Source organism: Vibrio pelagius (assembly GCF_024347575.1).
Lineage (GTDB): Bacteria > Pseudomonadota > Gammaproteobacteria > Enterobacterales > Vibrionaceae > Vibrio > Vibrio pelagius.
Genome location: NZ_AP025503.1, coordinates 742,300 through 767,488 on the forward strand (window position 1 = coordinate 742,300; position 25,189 = coordinate 767,488).

Genomic DNA, 25,189 nt, shown 5'->3' on the forward strand with positions numbered 1-25,189 from the left:
TTAAATTTGCACTTAAATTTTGTGTGTCGGGGGTTGAATCCCCGGTAACCAGCCCCACATATGTGGGTATAGCAAAAACTAAATAGAATTATTTCGGAGATAGCCTGATGGGTAAAATCATTGGTATTGATTTAGGTACTACTAACTCTTGTGTTGCTGTTCTTGACGGCGACAAACCACGCGTAATCGAGAATGCGGAAGGCGAACGCACAACTGCGTCGGTAATCGCATACACAGACGGCGAGACGCTAGTTGGTCAACCTGCAAAACGTCAAGCTGTTACTAACCCTCAAAACACACTATTCGCTATCAAGCGTCTAATCGGTCGTCGTTTTGAAGATGAAGAAGTACAACGTGATATCGAAATCATGCCTTTCAAAATTGTTAAGGCTGACAACGGTGATGCATGGGTAGAAGCGCAAGGCCAAAAAATGGCTGCTCCTCAAGTATCTGCTGAAGTACTTAAGAAGATGAAGAAAACAGCTGAAGACTTCCTAGGTGAAGAAGTAACTGGCGCTGTTGTTACTGTTCCTGCTTACTTCAACGATGCACAACGTCAAGCGACTAAAGATGCTGGCCGTATCGCAGGTCTAGACGTTAAGCGTATCATCAACGAACCAACAGCAGCTGCTCTAGCTTACGGCCTAGACAAGCAAGGCGGTGACCGCACTATCGCTGTATACGACCTTGGTGGTGGTACGTTCGATATCTCTATCATCGAGATCGACGAAGTTGAAGGCGAGAAGACATTTGAAGTTCTTTCTACTAACGGTGACACTCACCTAGGTGGTGAAGACTTCGATAACCGCATGATCAACTACCTAGTAGACGAGTTCAAGAAAGAGCAAGGCATCGATCTTAAGACTGATCCACTAGCAATGCAGCGTGTTAAAGAAGCAGCAGAAAAAGCGAAAATCGAGCTTTCTTCTACTACTCAAACTGATGTAAACCTACCTTACGTTACTGCTGATGCGACTGGTCCTAAGCACATGAACATCAAAGTGACTCGTGCGAAGCTTGAGTCTCTAGTTGAAGACCTAGTACAACGTTCTCTTGAGCCTCTAAAAGTTGCTCTAGCGGATGCTGACCTATCTGTAGGCGAAATCACTGACGTTATCCTAGTTGGTGGTCAAACACGTATGCCTATGGTTCAAGCTAAAGTTGCTGAGTTCTTCGGTAAAGAAGCTCGTAAAGACGTAAACCCTGACGAAGCAGTAGCAATGGGCGCTGCAGTTCAAGGTGGTGTATTAGCTGGTGACGTTAAAGACGTACTACTTCTAGACGTTACTCCTCTATCTTTCGGTATCGAAACGATGGGTGGCGTAATGACTAAGCTAATCGAGAAAAACACAACTATCCCAACAAAAGCGGATCAAGTGTTCTCTACAGCTGAAGATAACCAAAGCGCGGTAACTATCCACGTACTACAAGGTGAGCGTAAGCAAGCGACTTACAACAAGTCTCTTGGTCAGTTCAACCTAGAAGGTATCCAGCCAGCACCACGTGGCATGCCACAAATCGAAGTAACTTTCGACCTAGATGCTGACGGTATCCTAAACGTATCTGCGAAAGATAAAGCGACGGGTAAAGAGCAGAAGATCACTATCCAAGCATCAGGCGGTCTGTCTGAGGAAGAGATCGAAGCAATGGTACAAGAAGCAGAAGCTAACAAAGAAGCGGACAAGAAGTTCGAAGAGCTAGTAACTGCACGTAACCAAGCTGACCAAATGATTCACGGTACTCGTAAGCAAGTAGAAGAAGCTGGTGAAGCTCTACCTGCAGACGAGAAAGAGAAGATTGAAGCAGCTATCGCAGCTCTAGAATCAGTTAAGTCTGGTGACGACAAAGAAGCGATCGACGCTAAAGTTCAAGAACTTATGCAAGCAGCTCAGAAGCTAATGGAAATCGCTCAACAGCAAGCTCAAGCTCAACAAGCTGGTGCTGAAGCAGGTGAGCAACCTAAGCAAGACGACGATGTTGTTGACGCAGAGTTTGAAGAAGTTAAAGACGACAAAAAATAATTTTTCGTCGCTATAACACGTGATTTCTGCGTCGAAGGTACTCACTTACACTTGTAAGCTCCGTGCCTTCTCCTTGAACTAACGTGTTTTAGCTTAGAAAAAGTCGTTTTTCGATTTCTAAATATACGGGCGTCAGAGGTAACTCTCACGCCCGTAAATTTGTATTTAGGCTGTCAATCTAGATAATGGCTCTCGAATCTCGAATCTCGAACCTTTATCTAGGTTGATACATAAGCTACTGAAAGATGTAATTTGGTAGTGGTAATAAATTTGGTGACTTAGAACATGTCAAAACGTGATTTTTACGAAGTATTAGGCGTCAGCCGTGATGCATCAGAGCGCGATATTAAAAAGGCGTACAAACGCTTAGCAATGAAGTTCCACCCAGACCGTAACCAGGGTGATGAAAGCGCAGCAGAAAAGTTTAAAGAAGTAAAAGTAGCGTATGAGATCCTTACCGATTCTCAGAAGAAAGCCGCTTATGACCAGTATGGTCACGCAGCCTTTGAACAAGGCGGTATGGGCGGCGGTGGCGGCTTCGGCGGCGGTCATGGTGATTTCGGTGACATCTTCGGTGATGTGTTTGGCGATATCTTTGGTGGTGGTCGTCGTGGTGGCGGTCAGCAACGTGCACAACGTGGTTCAGACCTGCGCTACAACATGGAACTGACTCTAGAAGAGGCGGTTCGCGGTGTATCGAAAGAGATTGAAGTACCTACACTCGTTGAGTGTGACGTATGTGACGGTAGCGGCGCGAAGAAAGGCTCTTCAGCTCAAACCTGTGGTACGTGTCATGGCCACGGTCAAGTTCAAATGCGTCAAGGCTTCTTTGCTGTTCAACAAACGTGTCCAACGTGTAACGGTAAAGGCAAGATCATTAAAGACCCATGTAACTCTTGTCATGGTCAAGGTCGTAAGCAGAAGACCAAAACACTTAACGTTAAGATTCCAGCTGGCGTGGACACGGGCGACCGTATCCGTCTATCTGGCGAAGGTGAAGCGGGAGAGCAAGGCGCTCCAGCAGGCGACCTATATGTACAAGTTCATGTAAAAGAGCACAACATCTTTGAGCGTGACGGCAACAACCTTTACTGCGAAGTACCAGTAAGTTTCTCTATGGCTGCGCTAGGCGGTGAGGTTGAAGTTCCTACACTGGACGGTCGTGTAAACCTTAAGGTGCCAGAAGAGACACAAACGGGCCGTATGTTCCGTATGCGTGGCAAAGGCGTGAAAGGCGTTCGTGGCGGCGGTGTGGGTGACCTAATCGTTAAGCTAGTGGTTGAGACACCGGTTAAGCTAAGCTCTCGTCAGAAAGAGCTTCTACGTGAGTTTGAAGAGACATGTGGCGGTGAAGCGGCAAGCAAGCACAAGCCTAAGTCTGAAGGTTTCTTCAGCGGCGTTAAAAACTTCTTCGATGACCTAACTAAATAATTTAGGTCATCGAATCCTAAGTTATTGAGATTTAACTTAGTGACTAAACTAGAAAGCCTGCTCATGTAGCAGGCTTTATTGTATCTCCAGTCTAACTTCACCCCTTTAGTTCATACCGTCTCACAGCCAACAAGCCTCTGGGTATTCAACATTGGCGTTGTTGAGAGTGAGCTTTTTTGGACTAACGCCATCAAAACAATCATCTTTATCTTGCCCTACTTCCGACTTTGGTGTGGCTGAAATCGTATAAGCAGTAGACGCCGAACTTACGACGCTGAATGAAAATCGCGAGCTGTCGGTATCACAAATTAAGCAGTTGCTTCCTGAGATGATATGACTCCAATCATAGCCGTCATCGTAACTCGCTTCTAACTCTAGTTGTATGCGTGCTATGTCAGCGATAGCTGTAGCTCGATGACCTGCTAAAACATGATGGGTGTAGCTTGGATAGGCGATAGCACCCAAGATCCCGATAATGGCAACCACAATCAATAACTCGATCAATGTCATTCCTTGTAAACGTATGTTGTTGCTGTTGCATATATTTTTTCGAATCATCACGAGGACTTCCTTTTCACTAGTTAGGCTATTTTTCTCTGGTGATAGCATCGGTGCAAGATTAAATACGGTTACGCAATCTATTACATAGGGATTTGGGAAATGACTCGCGGGTTTACGCTTATAGAGCTGCTGTTCACGGTTGTTGTACTTTCGGTACTGCTGGCTATGGCTGCCCCGAGTTTTAGCTCTCTGCTTGCCTCTTCTAAACTCCAAAGACTCGCCCCAGAGGTTCATGGCTTTTTGGTTGCTGCGCGTTCTGAAGCGATTGCTCGTAATCAAGAATTGCACCTTCTATTTTTGGTTTCGAATGCGTTAGGTGCGATTGAGGATTCAGAGGGGGAGTGGGATTTGGTGGTGAGTACTACCGCTTCGTATGTTCCAGATAACGTGGTAATGCATCTTGATGGCTCAGCTTATAGAGATATCAAAGTATCGTTCAGCTTTTTAAATCAGAATTCAATCTCTATTGACGGAGTAAGAGGGCGTTTTATCAACGGCAATGTCACTATGGCTTCGGTGAATGCACCGTCTGAAGAACTCTCGGTTAAAGCCTCAAACACAACCGGGCGTATTCGGGTTTGCAGTAGCGATCCAAACAGCGATGGGCGCAATAGTATTGGTCACTATGGTTATGAGATCTGCAATTAAGTCTGCTCAAGGTAGTACCTTGGTTGAGATGATGGTGGCCTCTGCAATCGGTGTGATTGTAATCGGTACGATTGGTAGTGTGTTCATCACTAACCAGCGCCTTAGCTCAGAGAAAAGCCTAGAGCTACTCCTATCACAAAACTTATTCTCCACGACTCAAATGATGAAAGAAGAGATTTGGCGTGCTGGATACAACGCCGATGCTGGCCAATCGCTAAAGTTATCTGGAGCATCAAATACAATTTATACCCAGCAAGTCAGTGCGGATGAGGCTTACCTTGGTTTTGTGTATCTGCAAAATAGTGCCTCGTCCGCTTATCGTAATATTGTTTATCAGTTCAAAGACAACAAGCTCAACTATTGCCTAGGAGAGTCAACAGAGCTTTTGGCTATCAATGAAAAGCCATTTAGTAATATAAGCGGAGACGTGACGATGATGTGTCAAAGCTTGTTCTTCGAGAGACAAATTCAGGTAGATGCGTTTTCTGTTTCTGTAGAAGATCTATCGAGTAGTCAGGCGAGTTCGCAAAGGGTCGACGTGACACTTGAGGCGTCGCTAGTGAACGCGGACCTGAGCCAGAAAGTGATGACATCAGTTGTACAAAGGAATTGGCAATGACGATCAATCAGCAACGAGGAGCGATAACGCTGCTATTAGTCAGTATTCTTTTAGTTGGTGTACTGATTGTTTCTCTTGGCAGCTTCAAAACCACTTACTATCAAATTAAGCGCGCGCAAAATGAGGTCCAAGCGCGTAAAGATCATTGGCAAGCGGAAGGGGGATTGGAGTGTACGTTTAGTTATCTACGCGAAGAGGGTAAACAAGTCTCAGACATCGTTGGGCCACCGTCTCAACCTTCGGAGTTTATCGATTGGTGTAGTCCCTACGATCAGCAACCAAAGATCACTACGCGCAATGGTACACTAAGTGGTAGTCATATTGTCGAAGCTGCAATTGATCGCTATCGAGTCACTAAAACCCTACGCGATAGCTCTTTGCTTGGTGCAGGGGCGATTCAATCAACGGGGCCTATCGAGATCATAGGTACTTTAACCTTACAACCAACAGCCACAGAGACACCAATCAGTGGCAATGAACATGAATGTGTCAGTATTTCATTTGGCGACCTTTTTACCTATCAATACGACTCGACTCATGGTGACTCTGGGCAGGTATTGGGTTTAGAGGTGAAAGACCCAAGCGCGGATGGTCCATTTCCTGGCTTCAGCGGTGTTTGTCATCCCGACTACAAAACTGAAATCGTCAAAGGCGTTACGGGGGATGCTTATTCGATCTATGCGCCCGATTACTACCAAAAAAACAACCCAACCCCGTTTAAGAAAGACTTCAACCCAGATCCGAATCTTGACCTATTTTACTCGTTCTTTGGGATGCCTAAAACAGAGCAGAACATCATCGATCTATCGCAAGATTCGGACAAGTTTAGGCACATTCAACTGATCAACCCGACCGATTGCGGTAGCGAAATCATGAGCCATTTCACCGTCGGGCAAACAAAAGGGCTTTGGATTGAAGGTAACTGTCATATTAACGCCTCAGTCGCGGCTAATCTTAATACTGCTCAACTATTGGTGATTCATGACGGTGCTTTTGCGCTTAATGGCGCGATGACATACAACGGAGTGATCTATCACCTAGTGGATTACGCCAATAGCATAACCAAATCTCGTATTGATGATTTTTGGGAGTCGATTATCACTTCTTCAACACCTAGTGCATTTACACCATTTGTTAAACCACTACATGATCCAGCTATAGAGAAAAAAACAGTAGGAATCCAATTTGCGTCAGGGTTACCTGCTGGTGGGCTTATCTTTGACGTAAAGGGTGGGGTATCGACTATCGTGGGTGATATGGATCTCTACTATCGTTCAAATGCAAACCCGACAGATCCACCTTCAATCTATCAATGGAAAAAGGGCTCTTGGAATGACTTCTAACCAAGGCGGCTTTAGCTTATTTGAAGTGCTTATCTCATTTCTGTTGGTGGGCGTAGCGGCGTTAGGGATGGTTAAGTTACAGACTTATGCTGAGCAGAAAGCCGACTATGCGATTCAGAGTGTTGAAGCGCTGCACTTTGCTGAGAGGCAATTGGAGTATTACCGGACTCGGGCAAACAATGTCAGTGGGGCGGTTGGGTTAATTCGCTTTTCGGAACTTCACCATACGGATCATTGTCTCAATGCTGATAGTTCAAGTCCGTTATCCGGCCTATCGGGATCTGAATACTCACTCAGTTGTTCTGTAGTAAACGCTAATGGTGCTATGTCGAGTGCTCTACGTAATATTACGGTCACTGTTTCATGGCAAGATCGAATGAGTAAAATGCAAAGTATAACGCTAGAAACCATGCTTTCTAAATACAGTGAATTTGATTAATTCACTGTGTAAATGTTCACCCGAACCCTCTCTCTACCACTCCAATATTGATAATTTTCACTCCTCGGACATTGTTTACGTGCTAGTTAAAAAACTGTATACGGAATGGTGTTTGTTCTGTTTTTAGATTGTTGCTGCCACATGCGGTTTTTGCAAAATATGTCTCCATTTATGGAATTTTAGGTGGAATCTTGTGCTTTTTGTGGGGGCTTTGAATAGAATATGTGTTGTACGAAGAGGCCCTAAGCACAACTATATTAGGCCTAAATAAAACAACATCACATATGGAGTTACCATGAGTAACCAAGCCGTAAATAGAGCGCCTGCACCTGACAAAATCAGTAGTATGGATCGCTTTCTAAACTTCATTGAACGTGCCGGTAACAAGATCCCAGATCCTGCGCTGCTTTTCTTTTGGGGATTACTCCTAGTTTGGGGCTTGTCTGCTGTGTTATCACAGTTTGATTTTGGGTTGATCCACCCAGTTTCTGGTCAGGCTGTTGAGGTTAAAAACCTTGTGACAGGTGAGTCTTTTGCAAACTTCCTTGCAACTATGGTGACCAACTTTACTGGTTTTGCACCATTAGGCATTGTATTGGTTGCAATGTTAGGTGTTGGTGTTGCTGAAGCGTCTGGCTTCATTAACACAGGTCTTAAGAAGATGCTTAACGTTACACCAGCTAAGTTCATTACACCTGTGCTTATTTTGGTTGCAATCGTATCCCACACTGCAGCTGATGCCGGTTACGTACTGGTTATCCCACTAGGTGCCATTATCTTCCACGCTGCGGGTCGTCACCCTCTTGCTGGTATCGCAGCGGCATTCGCTGGTGTATCTGGTGGTTTTGCTGCAAACTTCTTGCCTTCAGGTATCGATCCACTGCTAGCTGGCTTTACACAAGAAGCGGCAGCTATTCTTGATCCGACATACGTCGTGAACCCCCTTTCAAACATTTTCTTCACGGGCCTTTCTTCCATCTTAATTGTGAGTATTGGTTGGTACATCACTGATCGCATCATCGAACCACGTCTACAAAAGACGACTAAAATTGATGAAGATGCAGAAGAAGCACCGGATATGGGGTCATTCACAGAGCTAGAAAGCAAAGCATTCTCTCGTGCTGGTTGGGCAATGATGGCTGGTGTTGCGCTATTGATTGCAGCGTTGATCCCTGAGTCTTCACCACTGCGTTCACCATCAGGCGTAATTACTGCGTTTGATGCGCCGGTAATGCAATCTATTGTTCCGTTGATCTTTATACTATTTATCATTCCTGGCGTAGTATATGGTCGCGTAGCAGGCACGTTTAAGGCGAGCGATGATATTATTAAAGCGATGTCTACAACGATGGCGAGCATGGCAAGCTTCATGGTTATGGCGTTCTTCATCGCTCAGTTCTTAGTCGCGTTTGGTCAATCAAACTTAGGTACGCTATTGGCATTGTCAGGAGCACAACTTCTACAAGCGATGAATCTGCCGGGTGAAGTGACGATTGTTGGTATGGTTCTACTTACAGCATTCGTTAACTTACTAGTGGGTTCTGCATCTGCGAAATGGGCTCTGATTGGTCCAATCATGGTACCAATGTTAATGGCTGTAGGTATTTCTCCAGAATTAACTCAGGCTGCTTACCGTGTTGGTGACTCTGTATCTAACATCATTTCACCTATGATGGTGTTCTTCCCTCTAGTTGTTGTTTACATGCAGCGTTATGTGAAGAGCTCAGGTATTGGTTCGTTAGCATCAATGATGATGCCGTACTCAATTGCAATGCTAATTGGTTGGACAATCTTCCTACTGGGTTACTGGGCGCTAGGTATCCCGCTAGGTATTCAAGCACCATACACTTACACTATGTAAGTATGAATTAAGCTTTATTGATTCCTAAGCCCGCACCGATAAGTGCGGGCTTTTTTTCGCAATGCTTTTGATATCCCGATAAAGGTACTCAGCTTTTAATCAGACTCTCGAAAGCCATCTCAATAGCAGTCAGTGCTCAAATCTGACAATTCCATTTCGATGATCATCAAATAAAGGTATGCTCTGCGCTTACCTTTTTCGCTTTTAGGGAGTTTCTTTTGTCTGACCATCAATTTACATCGCAAGATGAAGCCTTTATGCGCCGAGCTATGGAGTTAGCACATCAAGCTGAACTTGAGGGTGAAGTGCCCGTTGGAGCGGTCTTGGTAAAAGATGGTGAAATCATCTCGGAAGGGTGGAACCGTTCGATTGGTAGCCATGATGCGACCGCGCATGCTGAGATTGAAACTTTGCGTAAGGCGGGTCAAACATTAGAGAACTACCGTCTTCTCGATACCACCTTGTATGTGACGTTAGAGCCATGCCCAATGTGCGCTGGGGCTCTTCTGCACAGCCGAGTGAAGCGCGTTGTCTTTGGCGCGCCAGACTTGAAAGCGGGAGCCGCTGGCACGGTATTGAATCTTTTTGATAGCCAAGCGTCTTACCATTATGCGGATGTAGAACATGGCTTGTTGGAAGAGGAGTGCCGCTCTCAACTACAGGCGTTTTTCAAAAGGCGTCGTAAAGAGATTAAAGAGAAAAAGCAGCAACAGAAGTTAGCGCAAGCAAAAGACGATCAAGAAGGGAGCTAGTTTAACGGCGCGTGGTTTTTAGGTAGATCTAATCAGCAGCTTTCGATTCTAGCAAACATCTAATACTGTTCGAATTGAGGTGTCAGAGTGATATTTCGAGATTGAATTAGATGCTTGCTGATGATGTTTTTCGGTTTAAAGCATCTGTACGAAAGCTCGGTTTCGCCAGATGATCTTCTTTTTGTTGTTGGCTAGCATGCGCTTACGACGGTTAGCCGCGACGGTTTTATAAAGGCGTTTAGAGCGTAACTTACGTTTCATCTTGTTTAACAGCCTCCCACTATCAATATCAGCTCTATTAAACAGCTTAAGTTAAGTTGAATATACCCATTACGAAATTGTTGAGTACGTTGGTTTACGGCGTCACTTCAACGACACTCACCTTATAGGTCAGTTTTGTTGCAAATTAATGACAAGTGATACCAGTTACTCCTCATATGTATGGTAATCAAAGAAGCTTTTCAAGTAGCAAAATCGGGTTGAGTGATTGGACTGACAGACTGAATGGGAAAGTGTTTGTATTTTCACCAAATGAGATAACAAACACTTCCCTTATAAATAGAATCACCGATCAATGTGACGCTCGGTTGAAGGTGAGCGGCGTTCTACTCTTCGCTCTGATCTTCGTCGCTCAACTCGTCGGTTGAGGCTGCATCACTGATACTTGACTCTGCTTCTGAGATGGCGAGCGGTGGAATCACGATAAGGTCTTCCATACTCTCTTCCAGTGCTTCCTCAGTGCGTTGGTTTACGTGGCCGATGATACTTTGGTAGTAACGACGAATATTCTCTACATAGTTTTTGGCTTCGTCACCACGAGCATAACCGTAGCGCGTTTGGCTATAGTACTTCTTCTGTCTTAGTAGAGGCAGTCTGTCTTTTACGTCACTCCAAGAGTCCGGATCGCCACCCTGTGCTTTGGTTAATCGACGCGCATCCATCATATGTCCATAGCCAACGTTATAGGAAGCAAGAGCAAACCAGATCTTCTCATGTTGTGTGATGGAGTCAGGGATTCTATTGACGATACGACGTAGGTATTCCACACCACCTTGCACCGACTGTTTTGGATCCAAACGGTTCGTTACACCCACACTCTTCGCCGTCGGAAGGGTTAACATCATCATGCCTCGCACCCCTGTTGGAGATTTTGCGACTGGGTTCCAGTGCGACTCTTGATATGCAAGGGCTGCAATCAAGCGCCAGTCAAACTCTTGCGAGTACTCTTGGAATAGTGGTGACCATTTCGGTAGCTTGCTGTCCAGTGCACGAATAAAAGCGCGAGTATCCACGTAATCGAAACTTCCGATGTGACCGATGTATTTCTCTTCCAGCGTTGCTAGCTCACCAGACTGTTTAAGGTTGCCGAAGAACTCAATCAGCAGCGCATAAAGGCTCTCATCTTCCGATTTTTTTAAGTACCAAGAGATAGGTTGATCTTCCGTTAGCTCGAATGCAAGCGCGAGATCTGGATAGAGGCGCTGTGCCAGCGATAGTTCAATGGAGTCTGCAACGGTAAAGCGCAGTTCGCCCTTAGACACTTGTCTCAAAAGATCATTAATGTCTGCATTGCCAACCGACTCGTAAATAAAGTCTGGGTTAGATTGCTGAAGTTGATTTAGAGTCGGTTCAAAGTGAGATTCTTTAATCACTACAAGGGCAGGAACTAATCTGTCATCGATAGTTGTTAGCTCGCTGCTTTCTTCATTCTGCTCTCTGTTCTGTTGCTCTATGAATTTCGCTTGGCGTTGGTTCTCAAACTCAATCAGTTGTTCTAGATTACGCGGGCGCCATTGACCTTTCTTGTAAACTACTTGTTGGCTTACGTAATAATAAGCTGGCGCAGCACGGTAGCCGCGGGTGTGCTCATTGTTCTGGGCCAAACCTGTTGCGATAAGGTCTATTTCACCTTTTTGTAAGGCAGGGAATAAGCCTGACAAACGGTATGCAGGTTTCATCTCTAATTGTACGCCGAGCTGCTCGGCAAACTCTCGAGCTAATTCATAATCCAAACCAGCAGGGCCGTCTGGGCCGATATAGTATGAGAGTTGGTTATTGAGAGTTCCGACCCTTAACACGCCGCGCTCTCGGATCTGCTCCAAGTCGCTTTTCGGTTCCGACTCAATTTGGCATCCCGCTAAACCGGTAATGGTGATTGCGACGAGAAGAAGTTTGGATGAAAAAATGCGTGTAAGTGTATGCATCAAAATGAAATCTCAAAAAAGTAACGTCCCTTTATATCAAACCGTTTACTCTCGGCAAAGTGACTTTAGGTAAACAGCGGTAAAAGTGGCCAGAAATGCAGCAAAAGTAACAATTGCCAAGAAACATGAAAAAAATGACGCAAACGGTTGCTTTTTTGGTTACGTCACAAAAACAATTGCTATATAATGCGCCCGCAACAGAGAGGTGGAATCGGCATAAGTTCGAAGAAAACAGTTAGGTTACTCCTAAAACCCACTGAATTTATACCAATATCACCTTAATCAATTGCATAAGAGACCTAAGCACATGAGAATTTTTCGTGGCTCCCCAGCTCTATCTGAATTTCGTGTTAACAAGCTTTTAGAGCTTTGTCGTGAACTTGGCTTACCTGTTACAGGCATCTACGCTGAATTTGCGCACTTTGCCGATCTAACAGCAGACCTAAATGATCAAGAAGTTGAGAAACTAGAAAAACTTCTGACTTATGGCCCGACGATTGAAGAGCATGAACCGCAAGGTCTTCTTCTATTAGCAACTCCTCGCCCAGGCACCATTTCGCCTTGGTCTTCAAAATCGACGGATATCGCAAACAACTGTGGTCTAGATAAGATCGCACGTCTTGAGCGCGGTACCGCTTACTATATCGAATCATCGGTAGAACTTTCTGAGCTACAACTGGTTGAGCTTAAAGCGATCCTGCACGATCGTATGATGGAAGTTATCTTCACTGATTTCGAATCTGCAACGGCACTTTTCCAAGTGGCAGAGCCTGCTCCGGTAGCAGACGTAGACCTGTTAAAAGGCGGTCGTGCTGCGCTTGAGAACGCAAACGTTACCTTAGGCCTTGCACTTGCGGACGATGAAATCGAGTACCTTTACGATGCGTTCGTAAACAAGCTAGATCGTAACCCAACCGACATCGAACTAATGATGTTTGCACAGGCGAACTCAGAGCACTGTCGTCACAAGATCTTCAACGCAGACTGGACTATCGACGGCGTTAAGCAAGAGAAGTCTCTGTTTAAGATGATCAAAAACACATTCGAAACCACGCCAGAAAACGTGCTGTCTGCATACAAAGATAACGCAGCAGTTATGGTGGGTTCAGATGTAGGTCGATTCTTCCCGAACCCAGAAACTCGCCAGTACGGTTACAACCAAGAGAAAGCACACATCCTAATGAAGGTGGAAACGCACAACCACCCAACGGCGATCTCTCCTTGGCCGGGCGCTTCTACAGGTTCAGGTGGTGAAATCCGTGATGAAGGTGCGACTGGTATCGGTGGTAAGCCAAAAGCGGGTCTAGTTGGTTTTACAACCTCTAACTTACGTATTCCTGGTTTTGAACAGCCATGGGAAACAGATTTCGGTAAGCCGGGTCGCATCGTTAACGCTTTAGATATCATGCTAGAAGGCCCACTTGGTGGCGCGGCGTTCAACAACGAATTTGGTCGTCCAAACCTACTTGGTTACTTCCGTACTTACGAAGAAAAAGTTAACTCACACGCAGGTGAAGAGGTTCGTGGTTACCACAAGCCAATCATGATTGCTGGTGGTATGGGTAATATTCGTGACGAGCACGTTCAGAAGAAAGAGATCCCAGTAGGTGCAAGCCTAATCGTACTTGGTGGTCCTGCAATGAACATCGGCCTTGGCGGTGGTGCAGCTTCTTCAATGGCATCTGGTCAATCAGCAGAAGACCTAGATTTCGCTTCAGTACAGCGTGAAAACCCAGAGATGGAACGCCGCTGTCAGGAAGTGATCGACCGTTGTTGGCAACTTGGTGATGCTAACCCAATTGCGTTCATCCACGATGTGGGCGCGGGCGGTATCTCGAACGCACTTCCAGAGCTGGTAGACGATGGCGAACGTGGTGGTATCTTCCAACTGCGTGATGTACCAAACGACGAACCAGGCATGAGCCCACTTGAGATCTGGTGTAACGAATCTCAAGAGCGTTACGTAATGGCAGTTGCGCCAGAGAACATGGAAGTATTCGATGCGATCTGTAAGCGTGAACGTGCACCATACGCAGTTGTTGGTATCGCAACAGAAGAGCGTGAGCTTAAACTTGAAGATTCACATTTCGAGAACACGCCAATCGACATGCCAATGGATGTGCTTTTAGGTAAGACACCTAAGATGCACCGTGATGCGAAAACGCTAAAAGCGAACAACCCAGCGATTAACCGTGACGGTATCGAGCTAAACGAAGCCGTGGATCGTGTTCTACGTCTTCCAACGGTTGCAGAAAAAACATTCCTAATCACTATCGGTGACCGCACGGTGACTGGTCTTGTTGCGCGTGACCAAATGGTTGGCCCGTGGCAGGTTCCAGTAGCAAACTGCGCGGTAACCGCAGCAAGCTACGACACTTACCACGGCGAAGCAATGTCGATGGGTGAGCGTACACCAGTTGCTCTACTAGATTTCGGTGCTTCAGCTCGTCTAGCGGTTGGTGAAGCAATCACGAACATTGCAGCGACAAACATTGGTGATATCAAACACATTAAACTGTCTGCGAACTGGATGTCTCCAGCAGGTCACCCAGGTGAAGATGCAGGTCTTTACGAAGCGGTGAAAGCTGTGGGTGAAGAGCTATGTCCAGCTCTTGGCCTAACTATCCCAGTTGGTAAAGACTCAATGTCGATGAAGACGAAGTGGGAAGAGAATGGCGAGCAGAAAGAAGTAACGTCTCCGCTATCTCTAATCATCACTGCATTTGCTCGTGTTGAAGATGTACGTAAGACAATCACACCTCAGCTTCGTACAGATAAAGGCAATACTAGCCTTGTTCTAATCGACCTAGGTAACGGTCAAAACCGTCTAGGTGCAACGGCTCTAGCACAGGTTTACAAGCAGCTTGGTGATAAGCCAGCAGACGTAGATAACGCAGCACAGCTAAAAGGTTTCTACGAAGGCGTTCAAACTCTTGTCGCGAACGACCAAGTAGTGGCTTACCACGATAAGGGCGATGGAGGTCTATTCGTTACTCTTGCTGAGATGGCATTCGCCGGTCACTGTGGCGTTAAAGCTGACATCGCTGACCTTTATTCAGAAGAGAAGGGCGAAGACGCACTAGCAGCACTATTCAACGAAGAGCTAGGTGCAGTACTTCAGGTTAGGAATGATGACCTAGATTCTGTACTTTCAACGCTAGCAGCGAACGGCCTTGAAGCATGTTCACACGTAATTGGTTCTGTAGAAGCATCTGATGAGCTAGTGATCACTTCTGGTGAGTCGGTCGTTCTTGAGCGTAACCGTACTGAACTACGTACTATCTGGGCTGAGACAACGCATAAGATGCAAGGTCTACGTGACAACCCAGCATGTGCTGACCAAGAGCACGAAGCGAAGAAAGACAACTCGGACCCAGGTCTGAACGTTAAGCTAAGCTTCGATGTGAACGAAGACATTGCAGCACCGTTTATCAACACTGGCGCTAAACCTAAGATGGCAATTCTGCGTGAGCAAGGTGTTAACTCTCACGTTGAGATGGCAGCAGCGTTCGACCGTGCAGGTTTTGAAGCAACAGATATTCACATGAGCGACATCCTAACGGGTCAAGCAGTGCTAGAAGAATACCAAGGCCTTGTCGCTTGTGGTGGCTTCTCTTACGGTGACGTACTTGGTGCGGGTGAAGGTTGGGCGAAATCTATCCTGTTCAACGAGCAAGCTCGTAACCAGTTTGAAGGCTTCTTCCAGCGTGAAGATACCTTCTCTCTAGGTGTATGTAACGGCTGTCAGATGCTATCAAACCTGAAAGAGCTAATCCCAGGTGCAGACCTATGGCCACGCTTCGTTCGTAACGAGTCTGAGCGTTTTGAAGCTCGCTTCAGCCTAGTAGAAGTTCAGAAATCTGATTCAGTATTCTTCGACGGCATGGCGGGTTCTCGTATGCCAATCGCAGTGTCTCACGGTGAAGGTCGCGTAGAAGTGCGTGATGCTGAACACCTAGCGGCGATTGAAGCATCAGGTACGGTTGCAGTTCGTTACGTGGATAACCACGGCAATGCGACTCAGCAATACCCGAACAACCCGAACGGTTCACCAAACGCAATCACAGGTCTAACGACTCAAGATGGCCGCGTTACTATCATGATGCCGCACCCAGAGCGTGTATTCCGTACAGTAGCGAACTCATGGTCTCCAGAAGGTTGGGGTGAGAACGGTGCTTGGATGCGTATGTTCCAAAACGCACGTAAGAATCTAGGTTAATCTGACGTAGTTTAATACACATCTTGGTTGGTATTGCACACTAGCTAAGTTCACGGGAAAAAGTTTAAAGCGCAGGTCGAAAGGCCTGCGCTTTTTTAATATAAACTGTGACTGGTATCGGCCGCTGAGAAAGCATAACGTTGTCCATTTTCTAAAGATAAAAGAAAAGCCGCTGGAGTTTAATTCCAGCGGCTTAGTGTTTTTTAGCGACTAGTGTTTAGATTAGTTGTTGCTGTGCAGCTCGCTGTTTAGTTCAACCGCTGATTTGTTAGCAAGACATTCGATTTGACCAGTCACTGAGTTGCGACGGAATAGTAGGTCAGAAACGCCAGCTAGGTCACGAGCTTTAACCACTTCAACTTCTTGGCCAGAAGAGTCAAGCATACGTACTTTAGAGCCAGCAGTTACATACAGACCAGACTCGACCGTACAACGGTCACCTAGTGGGAAACCAAGACCCGCGTTTGCGCCAAGCAGTGAGTTTTCACCGATAGAAACGACAACCGTACCGCCACCAGATAGCGTACCCATGATAGAAGCGCCGCCGCCGATGTCAGAACCGTTACCAACAACAACACCTGCAGAGATACGACCTTCAACCATGCTCACGCCAGTCGTACCTGCATTGAAGTTGATGAAGCCTTCGTGCATAACGGTAGTGCCTTCACCTACATGTGCACCTAGACGAACGCGAGACGTATCAGCGATACGAACGCCTGCTGGTACTACGTAATCCACCATTTTCGGGAATTTGTCTACGCAATCTACAGACAGAGCACGACCTGCTAGGCGAGCTTCGATTTGGCGATCTGCTAGCTCAGGAAGATCGATTGGGCCTTCGTTTGTCCATGCGATGTTGTGCAGTAGACCAAAGATGCCATCTAGTACCGTGCCGTGTGGTTGCACTAGGCGGTTAGAGATAAGTTGTAGCTTAAGGAAGCCTTCAGCAACTGAAGCTGGTTTCTCGTCTGTAGCAAGAACAACAACAACCAGTGGTTGCTCAGATGCTGCTGCTTTTTCTGCGAAAGATGCGTTTGCAGAATCGTCGTTTGCTGCGAATGCTTTCGCCAGTTCTGCGCTTTGTGCAGCAGAGATTTCGATAGCTTGGTTGCCTTCAGTGTAACCTGCAACTTCAGCAACAGCGGCTACAAGCGCGTCGCTTGGGTTTAGAAGTGGGTTAGGGAAGAACGCTTCAATGATTTTATTGTCGCGGTTTTTGGTTGCCGTACCAAAGGCCAGTGAAAAGTAAGCCATGTTGAATCTCCATGTGTTGAGTCTTGATTTTGCTATATCTTCATTTGCTGTTCGTGTGGTGAGCAGCTTGGGTAGCAAACGTTAATTTAATTGCGTTTATCATAAAGAGAGCGCCCTCGTTATGAAAGGGCGCATGGGGAGAAAGTCTGTAAAATGATATTGCTTGTCTTTTAAGAGATATATTTCTGCAACCAGATAAAGTGAAACTTGAGCCGTTTTATGTCTACAAACGACCTTCAACCAAGCGTTCACCAAACACACTTGACCATACCGAGAACAAAAAATAGCCAGCATAATCGCTGGCTATCTGTTTCACGTTATTGTTGTTTTTATCTCTGTTGTGAAGGCTAGGCTTAGGCTGCTTGGCTCACGGCTACCGCCAGCGCCACCGTCGCTCCTACCATAGGGTTGTTACCCATGCCGATGAACCCCATCATAGCCACGTGAGCTGGAACAGAAGAGCTGCCTGCAAACTGTGCGTCGGCGTGCATTCTACCCATGGTATCTGTCATGCCGTATGAAGCAGGGCCTGCGGCCACGTTATCTGGGTGTAAAGTTCGACCTGTACCACCGCCTGAAGCGACTGAGAAGTAAGGTAAACCTTGGCGAGTACGTTCAGCCTTGTAGATTCCCGCAACGGGGTGTTGGAAGCGCGTAGGGTTGGTTGAGTTACCCGTAATACTGACATCCACTTGTTCACGATGCATGATAGCAACCCCTTCACGAACATCATCGGCACCATAACATAGGATCTCTCCGCGAGGGCCTTGTGAGAAACGGCGGCGCTCGGTTTCAATTAGCTCACCTGTTTGGTAGTCAAACTGAGTACGCACGTAGGTAAAACCATTGATACGAGAGATTAGATAAGCGGCATCTTTTCCCAAACCATTTAGGATCACTTTGAGTGGTTTAGTGCGAGATTTGTTGACGTTGAGTGCAATTTTGATTGCGCCTTCGGCGGCAGCAAAAGATTCATGACCCGCTAAAAAGGCGAAACAGCCACTCTCTTCATTTAGCAAACGCGCCGCCAATGCTCCATGACCAATACCGACTTGGCGTTGCTCTGCAACACTACCTGCCTTGGTATAGGCTTGGAGCGCTTCACCAATAATATTTGCGGCTTGTTCTGCGGTCTCAGCTTTACGATAAAGTGCTAGTGCCGTACCTAGTGTGTAGGCTTCACTGGCGCTGTCGAACGCAATAGGTTGGGTGTCCATCACCAATGCTTTCGGGTCAACATCATGCTCTAAACAGTATTGGTAGGCTTGGTCGAGAGACTCTAAGTTCATTTCAGCCAATACACGAGTTACTGATGGATTATTTAGTGTGTTCATAGTCAGGTTCCTCTTTGGCGATTAGTGTTGGCGTGGATTGATGGTTTTCGCGGCTTCATCGAAGCGGCCATAGGTGCCAGTGGCAAGCTCAGCGGCTTCAGCAGCTGGTGTACCTTGATTCATGGCTTTCATCATTTTGCCAAGGTTGAGGTATTGATAACCGATCACTTCGCTGTGTTCGTCCAACGCAAGCTGAGTCACGTAGCCTTCTGCGAGCTCCATATATCGCACCCCTTTCGCGGCTGTCGAGTAACTGGTGCCGACTTGGCTGCGTTGTGTTTGTCCTAAATCTTCCAATGCAGCGCCAATTTCGAGGCCGCCCTCAGAGAATGCCGATTGAGTTCGACCATAGACAAACTGAAGAAAGATTTCGCGCATCGCGACGTTGATTGCATCGCATACTAAGTCAGTATTAAGCGCTTCAAGGATGGTTTTTCCTGTCAGGATTTCAGCGGCCATCGCAGCCGATTGAGTCATGCCTGAACAACCGATGGTTTCAATTAACGCTTCTTCAATGATGCCATTTTTGACGTTGAGGGTTAGTTTGGCGGCGCCTTGTTGTGGAGCACAAGCTCCTACACCGTGACTTAAACCAGAGATAGCAATCACGTCTTTCGGGCTGACCATCGCGCCTTCAACGGGAATAGGGGCAGATGCATGAAGATCGCCACGTTGAATCGGACACATATTTTGGATTTCAGATGAGTATTGCATAGTGTTTTCTCACTTATAAAGTCGATGAAGACCTCGAACGTTGAGAAAACAGGACATGTTGGAAGAGGTGTGACTAATTTCACTACAGATCTTACGTATCGTGACACCAAGAAAAAAGAGCAAACAACGCTCGTAAAATGGTGGGTATAACGATACTACCAACAGGCTTACCTGTTTTCGATTCTGTAGGAGTCATTAGCACGGTTCGATATGAACGGGCGGTTGAAGCTAGAAAGCTTAGGTGGAACCCCATCACCTGATGGCGAATAGATTAGATCTCAATCACACTTTCTTGCAAGGGAATGTTTAGAGCAATGTTAACTATAAACTCGCTTCATTATATTTCGATAGATATAAAAAACGCCAACTACATACTCTATTCAGAGTTGTCATTGGCGTTTTTAGGAGAGGTATCAGCGAGTTATGCTGCGTCTTCTTCCGCGTCTTCAACCGCTTCAAGCTTTTTAGCTTTCTTAGGCGCTGGTTTGCGCTTGGCACCAAGAGCATAAAGAACTTCTTCTTTGTTCTTCGCAAGGTACATCGCAAGCTCTTCTTGCTTGCCTTCATCTTCTACTAGTTCACTTTTGCCTAAAAGTTCAAAAAGCTCATCAGCCATATCCAGCATTTTGTCGTATGCGTCAGCTTCGGCTTTAGAGGTAAAAGTCATTTTCTCTTCTCCGTTGCGTTCCACCACGTACTTGACGATAACAGCCATGGTTAATCCTCTAAGTTTGATAAATTTTACTGGCTTTTTATACAGTTTTAGTGACTAAAAGTCCAGTTGCCAACCTTGATAGAAGTATCAATCTTGATGTGCCGCCCACTCTTCACAATAACTCGTGAAGGACTTGAGAAGTGGACTCTGATATTTGTCTTTATGAACTAGCATCCAAAATCGACGCTTCATATCCAGTGGCACATTCAATGTTTTGACTCGACCATCTTTGATTGCAGGCTCTGCAGCAAGCTTAGAAAGGCAAGCCAAGCCTAATCCAGCGGATACCGAGTTGATGATCGCTTCTGTGGTATTGAGTTCGAATGATTCATACCAATGCTCAAGACGCGGTGCCACCGTACGTAAAAAGAACTCTCGAGTACCAGAGCCAGATTCTCGCAGTATCCAGTGACTGCTCTCAAGATCGCGCAATGGCACGATATCTAACGAGGTCAATGGGTGATTGGGGCTGGCAACAATGCACATCTCGTCGCTACTAAACTGATTGGCAAGCAGTTCAGGGTGCAAGGTTTTCCCTTCGATCAGAGCAATATCGAGCTCGTAATCGACCAGCTTTTGGCAAATCAAAGCAGTGTTGGAGATAAATAGGCTTTGCTCTTGATGTTGGGTTTGCTGACGAAATCCTGAGAGAATAAATGGTGCAACTTGATTGCCTATGGTGTCACTGGCACCAACCTTTAATAAACCACTCAAAGGTTGGTCGTCACTGAACAACTCATCAATGCTAGCCGCTCGATGTAGTATCTCATCCGCAAGAGGAAGTAATTTTTGTCCCTCTTGATTGATGATCAGTCGGTTGTTAACGCGATCAAACAGAGAGTGCCCAAGCTGTTTCTCCATTTCACCCAAAGCCATGCTGACAGCCGCTTTTGATAAAAATAGCGCCTCGGCTGCGGCAGTCATCGTCGAGTGTTGGGTGATGGTGACAAATACTTTGAGCTGTTTAATTGATATATTAGCCATCGAAATTTTATCAGCCTGTGATTGAGTGGTTTGATGTTTAGAAAACCTGAACAAGTGTTCTATATAATTGGATATAACTTAACAAACCGCAAGCGTATTATGGCCTCAACAAGCTGATGAGTTCACAGATAAGTGAATGGAATGAAGAGAGGCTGATATGATTCAACAACTCAAACATAGATTAACTGGCGCGCCGACTCGGATGGCGTAGGTTATGTCGCCGCACGTTACTACATGAATTACAAACCACACCGTTTAATGAGCGTTGCAAAAGGTCGTTTATAACGGGTGGTCGTTCAAAAGATAAACAGACCTTAAGCTTTTGGGTTTTCATAATCTTATATTGCTCATCCAAACTCGGTACTTATGCTAATCTGGCAGTATATTGTGGCAAGATTAGCGTGAGTGCACTTTGTTTACTGTCTACCATTCCAATAAAGTTGATACTTTAAAAATCCTTCTCGTTCACTTAATCAAAAGTGACCCTCTGGCTAACCCATTCGACAAAGAGCAGATCTTGGTACAAAGCCCGGGTATGTCTCAGTGGCTTAAAATGGAGCTGGCAAAAGAGTTTGGTGTTGCCGCAAACATCGATTTTCCTCTTCCTGCTACTTTCATCTGGGAGATGTTTACCCAGGTTCTTCCTGATGTTCCCAAGCGCAGTGCCTTTAACAAAGAGGCGATGACGTGGAAGCTGATGAGTATTCTGCCTGCTAAGCTCGATCATCCTGATTTTTTGCCACTGCAGCGCTATTTGGAAAACGATACAGATAGCTCTAAGCTGTACCAATTGGCTGAGAAAATTGCCGATATTTTTGATGGTTATTTGGTGTATCGACCAGAGTGGATGGCGGCTTGGGAAGCGGGTGAACCTGTGGCTGAGTTGCAAGACGCGGATGGTCAACAAGAGCATCCGTGGCAGCCGATCTTGTGGCAGGCTCTGTATGAGCAAACACTATCCCAAGATCAATCAAAGTATCACCGTGGTAACTTGTACCATGACTTTATTGAAGCGCTCGCACAGCAGAAAGATCAGCTTTCCCACCTTCCGAAGCGGTTGTTTGTATTTGGTATCTCATCACTACCACCACGCTATATGGATGCCCTCAAAGCGATGGGTGAACACATTGATGTTCATTTGATGTTCACCAATCCATGTCAGCACTATTGGGGCGATATTCGTGATAGAAAGTATCTAGCAAGAGTAGAAGCTCAGCGTCGTAAGCAGTTTGCTTTGGTCGAGGGCTCGCCTCAGTTAGAAGGGGAGGTTTCGCCTCTCAAAGATGGCCTAGAAGCTAACGTTGAAGATGAACTGCATACTAGCCAGGCGGTGGGTAATAGCCTACTGGCATCGATGGGAAAACTTGGTCGTGACAATCTGTTTTTATTGTCCCAGTCTGAGTGTGAAGAGCATGAATTTTTCATTGATGTTGAGCGCGATAGCCTATTACATCAGCTTCAAGCCGATATTTTGGAGCTTGAGGAGCATCAAGATGATCACATGCTTGATTCGAGTGAACATAAGCAGAGTATTGCTGTTGGGGATCGTTCGTTAACGGTTCATGCTTGTCATAGCCCGATGCGTGAAGTGGAAGTGCTGCACGACCAGTTATTGGCGATGTTTGATAACGATCCCAACCTAAAACCACGCGACATTATCGTAATGGTAGCGGACATTAATGCCTACAGCCCTGCGATTCAAGCGGTGTTCGGTAATGCGCCGGGCGAGCGTTATATACCTTATTCGATCTCTGACCGTACTGCTGATCAAGAGAGCCCAATCTTAACTGCATTCATGCAGCTGGTGGCGCTGCCTAAGAGTCGTTGTCTTGCTTCAGAGCTGCTTGAACTACTTGAAATCCCAGCGATGATGGCGCGTTTTGATATCGACGAATATCAATTTGAGCAAGCTAAACAGTGGGTTGAAGAGGCGGGTATTCGCTGGGGTGTTGATGGCAGTACCGCAACAGAGTTTGATCTACCCGAGACTCAACAAAACACTTGGCTGTTCGGTATCCAGCGGATGCTGCTTGGCTATGCGATGTCAGAGTCAGCAGGATTATTTGAAACCGCCGACTCATCGATTGCCGCATACGATGAAGTGCAAGGCATGAGTGCAGAACTTGCGGGTAAGCTCGCGCACTTTATTGACCGTATTGCCTATTATCGACAGCGCCTCAATCAGTCACAATCGATTGAACGTTGGCGTGAGACTCTGCTTAACTTGATTGATGATTTCTTCAGCGTCGAGCTGGAAGGCGAAGTAGTATTGAAGTCGATTCGCGATGCTCTAGGGCAACTTAACGAACAGCTCGATGATGCTTTATATGAGCAAGATTTATCACCAAGCATCGTTTATCAGTATTTGAATAACAAACTCTCTGGGGCACGCATCAGCCAACGTTTTTTAGCTGGGCAAGTGAACTTCTGTACTCTGATGCCGATGCGTTCGATTCCTTTCAAAACGGTATGTCTGCTGGGGATGAATGATGGTGTGTATCCGCGCTCTATGCCACCAGAAGGCTTTGATTTAATGAATGGCCGTACTCGTCCGGGTGACCGTTCTCGCCGTGATGATGATCGTTATCTGTTCTTAGAGGCGATGTTATCGGCGCAAGAGAGTCTGTACATCAGTTATGTTGGTCGCTCTATTCAAGATAACACTGAGCGCGTCCCGTCAGTGCTGGTGTCTGAGCTGATCGAATACTGCGAGCAGAACTACTGTTTGCAGGGCGACGAAGCTCTGGGAAGCGACGAATCTGGGCGTAAGCTGAGTCAAGCGCAGATGTTTGAGCACACCATGACGCCATTCAGTCCGAGTGCTTTCATGCCGGACCAAGACAATTCACAGCTTAGCTACGCTAGAGAGTGGCTGCCTGCGGCAAATCGAGCAGGCGAGCGCAGTGGTGAATTTAACCGAGCGTTAGAAGATTATCTTGCCGGAGCAACTTACCCACTTGAGCTTGATCTGGTCGAGTTACAGCGTTTTTGGCGTTTACCTGTTCAATACTTCTTTAATCGCCGTTTAAAGGTGGTGTTTGAGCCGCCGTTACCAGTGATGGAAGACGACGAACCGTTTGTGTTGAATGGTCTAGAGAGCTATCAACTTAAAGACGCGCTATTACAAGTATTGATTGATAACCCTCAATCACCCGATGAAGCCATTCGTCACTTTGTCGCTAAACAGAAAGCTCAAGGTCGTTTGCCGGTTGGGGCATTTGGTGACATTGAGTTTGAGACCAATCGTGTGCAAGCCGAGGAGCTAGCCAAAGAGATCCAGTTCGTGACTGGTGCGCCTAAAGAAGATTTAGAGGTCAATATTACGATAGACAGCCTCGGCGAAGGAAAACCGGTCAAGTTGATAGGTTGGTTAACGCACAACTATCAATCGGGCCTAGTGCGTTATCGCAGTGGTAAAATTCGCGCGCAAGACTATCTGGCCGCTTGGATCGATCACTTGTGTTGCAATGTGATGGGCAACCCGCAAACAACGCATATTATCGGCTACGACAAAAAAGAGGGCGTGGTGCATCTTACGCTTAGCCCTCTGAGTGATGTTCAAACTGCAAAGCAGACTTTGGGTGAGCTCGTTCGTCTGTTCTATCAAGGTATGACCCAGCCGCTTCCATACTTTCCTAAAACGGCACTGGCAGGGGTTGAAGCAGGATTTAGTCGAGGCAAATGGGTTGATGATGAAGAGAAGTCTCTGAAGAAGATGGCGGATACCTTTAATGATAGTTACGCGTTTACGGGTGAAGGACGCGACAGCTACATCTCACGTATTTGGCCAAAGTGGGATGACACATTGGCGGCGGAAGCAAGGTTGTACTCTACTCTAGTGATGCAAGCAGCTCGTCTTGCAGCGATTGATCCCAATGATCAGGAGTAACCTAGGGCGATCGTCAAGATCGCTCAACTCATGCCAATTAGGCCGATGTATATGGGAAGCTTATTGCAATTTTAGAATGAGTATAGACCGGATAAGAGAAGTGCTGAGAAGTCAGGGAGTGAAAAGCACAGGAATTAAAGTGGCCGCCAGTAAATCATTATTAGTGTAGGGCGTTCGCTGTACGGCCACAGGTCAGAGGGA

At 46.3% G+C, this 25,189-nt stretch carries 18 protein-coding genes and 1 riboswitch; of the genes, 10 read left to right on the forward strand and 8 right to left on the reverse strand.

Going from position 1 to position 25,189, the window contains the following annotated elements; genetic code table 11:
- Positions 1-107: 107 nt before the first annotated feature.
- Together dnaK and dnaJ are read left to right on the forward strand one after the other, a co-directional pair.
- Positions 108-2,021 (forward strand): molecular chaperone DnaK, encoded by a 1,914-nt coding sequence (gene dnaK / locus vsple_RS03265; protein ID WP_255231313.1) that lies wholly within the window; start codon positions 108-110, stop codon positions 2,019-2,021.
- 285 nt (positions 2,022-2,306) lie between these two features.
- Positions 2,307-3,452, forward strand: a complete 1,146-nt coding sequence (dnaJ, locus tag vsple_RS03270; RefSeq protein ID WP_152468255.1) for a molecular chaperone DnaJ — start codon at positions 2,307-2,309, stop codon at positions 3,450-3,452.
- Positions 3,453-3,572: 120 nt separating this feature from the next.
- Here dnaJ and vsple_RS03275 read toward each other — a convergent pair whose 3' ends face one another.
- On the reverse strand, positions 3,573-4,010 hold the full coding sequence (locus vsple_RS03275) for a type IV pilin protein (protein ID WP_255231767.1): 438 nt from the start codon (positions 4,008-4,010) through the stop codon (positions 3,573-3,575).
- 102 nt (positions 4,011-4,112) lie between these two features.
- On the opposite strand from vsple_RS03275, the gene vsple_RS03280 reads away from it, so the two are divergent.
- The 6 genes from vsple_RS03280 (at position 4,113) to tadA (ending at position 9,675) form a co-directional block, all read left to right on the forward strand.
- Positions 4,113-4,661, forward strand: a complete 549-nt coding sequence (locus tag vsple_RS03280) for a GspH/FimT family pseudopilin (RefSeq protein WP_261882663.1) — start codon at positions 4,113-4,115, stop codon at positions 4,659-4,661.
- Positions 4,645-5,280 carry a PilW family protein gene (locus vsple_RS03285; RefSeq protein WP_261882664.1) on the forward strand — a complete coding sequence of 212 codons (636 nt, stop codon included), beginning with the start codon at positions 4,645-4,647 and terminating at the stop codon, positions 5,278-5,280. The genes vsple_RS03280 and vsple_RS03285 overlap by 17 nt, the downstream gene beginning before the upstream one ends.
- The gene (locus tag vsple_RS03290) at positions 5,277-6,623 is read left to right on the forward strand and encodes a hypothetical protein (RefSeq protein WP_261882665.1); all 1,347 of its coding nucleotides are present in this window, start codon (positions 5,277-5,279) and stop codon (positions 6,621-6,623) included. The genes vsple_RS03285 and vsple_RS03290 overlap by 4 nt, the downstream gene beginning before the upstream one ends.
- A complete protein-coding gene (locus tag vsple_RS03295) occupies positions 6,613-7,062 on the forward strand; it encodes a prepilin-type N-terminal cleavage/methylation domain-containing protein (RefSeq protein WP_261882666.1) in 450 nt (149 codons plus the stop codon). Before vsple_RS03290 ends, vsple_RS03295 begins: the two co-directional genes overlap by 11 nt.
- A gap of 295 nt (positions 7,063-7,357) precedes the next feature.
- A complete protein-coding gene (locus tag vsple_RS03300) occupies positions 7,358-8,923 on the forward strand; it encodes an AbgT family transporter (RefSeq protein WP_255231309.1) in 1,566 nt (521 codons plus the stop codon).
- Positions 8,924-9,141: 218 nt separating this feature from the next.
- Positions 9,142-9,675, forward strand: coding sequence for a tRNA adenosine(34) deaminase TadA (gene tadA / locus vsple_RS03305; RefSeq protein WP_261882667.1), 534 nt, complete (start codon positions 9,142-9,144; stop codon positions 9,673-9,675).
- A gap of 135 nt (positions 9,676-9,810) precedes the next feature.
- On the opposite strand, the gene vsple_RS03310 is transcribed toward tadA, so the two are convergent.
- Both vsple_RS03310 and mltF read right to left on the reverse strand, forming a co-directional pair.
- Positions 9,811-9,936, reverse strand: a complete 126-nt coding sequence (locus tag vsple_RS03310) for a hypothetical protein (protein ID WP_255231307.1) — start codon at positions 9,934-9,936, stop codon at positions 9,811-9,813.
- Positions 9,937-10,280: 344 nt separating this feature from the next.
- The gene (gene mltF, locus vsple_RS03315; protein ID WP_261882668.1) at positions 10,281-11,879 is read right to left on the reverse strand and encodes a membrane-bound lytic murein transglycosylase MltF; all 1,599 of its coding nucleotides are present in this window, start codon (positions 11,877-11,879) and stop codon (positions 10,281-10,283) included.
- 307 nt (positions 11,880-12,186) lie between these two features.
- On the opposite strand from mltF, the gene purL reads away from it, so the two are divergent.
- Positions 12,187-16,098 (forward strand): phosphoribosylformylglycinamidine synthase, encoded by a 3,912-nt coding sequence (gene purL / locus vsple_RS03320; RefSeq protein ID WP_261882669.1) that lies wholly within the window; start codon positions 12,187-12,189, stop codon positions 16,096-16,098.
- Positions 16,099-16,320: 222 nt separating this feature from the next.
- Here the strand turns inward: purL and dapD are convergent, their stop codons facing one another.
- From dapD to vsple_RS03345, 5 genes are all read right to left on the reverse strand, one after another.
- Positions 16,321-17,352, reverse strand: coding sequence for a 2,3,4,5-tetrahydropyridine-2,6-dicarboxylate N-succinyltransferase (gene dapD, locus vsple_RS03325; protein ID WP_261882670.1), 1,032 nt, complete (start codon positions 17,350-17,352; stop codon positions 16,321-16,323).
- A 353-nt stretch (positions 17,353-17,705) separates the two neighbouring features.
- Positions 17,706-18,686, reverse strand: a complete 981-nt coding sequence (locus vsple_RS03330; protein ID WP_255231303.1) for a GGGtGRT protein — start codon at positions 18,684-18,686, stop codon at positions 17,706-17,708.
- Positions 18,687-18,707: 21 nt separating this feature from the next.
- Positions 18,708-19,400 carry an iron-sulfur cluster assembly scaffold protein gene (locus vsple_RS03335; RefSeq protein ID WP_255231302.1) on the reverse strand — a complete coding sequence of 231 codons (693 nt, stop codon included), beginning with the start codon at positions 19,398-19,400 and terminating at the stop codon, positions 18,708-18,710.
- A gap of 179 nt (positions 19,401-19,579) precedes the next feature.
- Positions 19,580-19,666, reverse strand: a riboswitch (Fluoride riboswitch).
- A 155-nt stretch (positions 19,667-19,821) separates the two neighbouring features.
- Positions 19,822-20,115: a YebG family protein gene (locus vsple_RS03340; RefSeq protein ID WP_032551401.1), complete on the reverse strand. Its 294-nt coding sequence runs from the start codon at positions 20,113-20,115 to the stop codon at positions 19,822-19,824.
- An 87-nt stretch (positions 20,116-20,202) separates the two neighbouring features.
- Positions 20,203-21,099: a LysR substrate-binding domain-containing protein gene (locus vsple_RS03345; RefSeq protein WP_261882671.1), complete on the reverse strand. Its 897-nt coding sequence runs from the start codon at positions 21,097-21,099 to the stop codon at positions 20,203-20,205.
- A gap of 412 nt (positions 21,100-21,511) precedes the next feature.
- Between vsple_RS03345 and recC the strand changes: the two genes are divergently transcribed.
- A complete protein-coding gene (gene recC / locus vsple_RS03350) occupies positions 21,512-24,988 on the forward strand; it encodes an exodeoxyribonuclease V subunit gamma (RefSeq protein WP_261882672.1) in 3,477 nt (1,158 codons plus the stop codon).
- Positions 24,989-25,189: the final 201 nt, after the last annotated feature.

What these genes read in the sequence shown, in the direction of transcription:
- dnaK (WP_255231313.1), top strand. Translation starts at nt 108, where the DNA reads ATGGGTAAAATCATTGGTATTGATTTAGGTACTACTAACTCTTGTGTT.
- dnaJ (WP_152468255.1), top strand. Translation starts at nt 2,307, where the DNA reads ATGTCAAAACGTGATTTTTACGAAGTATTAGGCGTCAGCCGTGATGCA.
- vsple_RS03275 (WP_255231767.1), bottom strand. Translation starts at nt 4,010, where the DNA reads ATGATTCGAAAAAATATATGCAACAGCAACAACATACGTTTACAAGGA.
- vsple_RS03280 (WP_261882663.1), top strand. Translation starts at nt 4,113, where the DNA reads ATGACTCGCGGGTTTACGCTTATAGAGCTGCTGTTCACGGTTGTTGTA.
- vsple_RS03285 (WP_261882664.1), top strand. Translation starts at nt 4,645, where the DNA reads ATGAGATCTGCAATTAAGTCTGCTCAAGGTAGTACCTTGGTTGAGATG.
- vsple_RS03290 (WP_261882665.1), top strand. Translation starts at nt 5,277, where the DNA reads ATGACGATCAATCAGCAACGAGGAGCGATAACGCTGCTATTAGTCAGT.
- vsple_RS03295 (WP_261882666.1), top strand. Translation starts at nt 6,613, where the DNA reads ATGACTTCTAACCAAGGCGGCTTTAGCTTATTTGAAGTGCTTATCTCA.
- vsple_RS03300 (WP_255231309.1), top strand. Translation starts at nt 7,358, where the DNA reads ATGAGTAACCAAGCCGTAAATAGAGCGCCTGCACCTGACAAAATCAGT.
- vsple_RS03310 (WP_255231307.1), bottom strand. Translation starts at nt 9,936, where the DNA reads ATGAAACGTAAGTTACGCTCTAAACGCCTTTATAAAACCGTCGCGGCT.
- mltF (WP_261882668.1), bottom strand. Translation starts at nt 11,879, where the DNA reads ATGCATACACTTACACGCATTTTTTCATCCAAACTTCTTCTCGTCGCA.
- purL (WP_261882669.1), top strand. Translation starts at nt 12,187, where the DNA reads ATGAGAATTTTTCGTGGCTCCCCAGCTCTATCTGAATTTCGTGTTAAC.
- dapD (WP_261882670.1), bottom strand. Translation starts at nt 17,352, where the DNA reads ATGGCTTACTTTTCACTGGCCTTTGGTACGGCAACCAAAAACCGCGAC.
- vsple_RS03330 (WP_255231303.1), bottom strand. Translation starts at nt 18,686, where the DNA reads ATGAACACACTAAATAATCCATCAGTAACTCGTGTATTGGCTGAAATG.
- vsple_RS03335 (WP_255231302.1), bottom strand. Translation starts at nt 19,400, where the DNA reads ATGCAATACTCATCTGAAATCCAAAATATGTGTCCGATTCAACGTGGC.
- vsple_RS03340 (WP_032551401.1), bottom strand. Translation starts at nt 20,115, where the DNA reads ATGGCTGTTATCGTCAAGTACGTGGTGGAACGCAACGGAGAAGAGAAA.
- vsple_RS03345 (WP_261882671.1), bottom strand. Translation starts at nt 21,099, where the DNA reads ATGGCTAATATATCAATTAAACAGCTCAAAGTATTTGTCACCATCACC.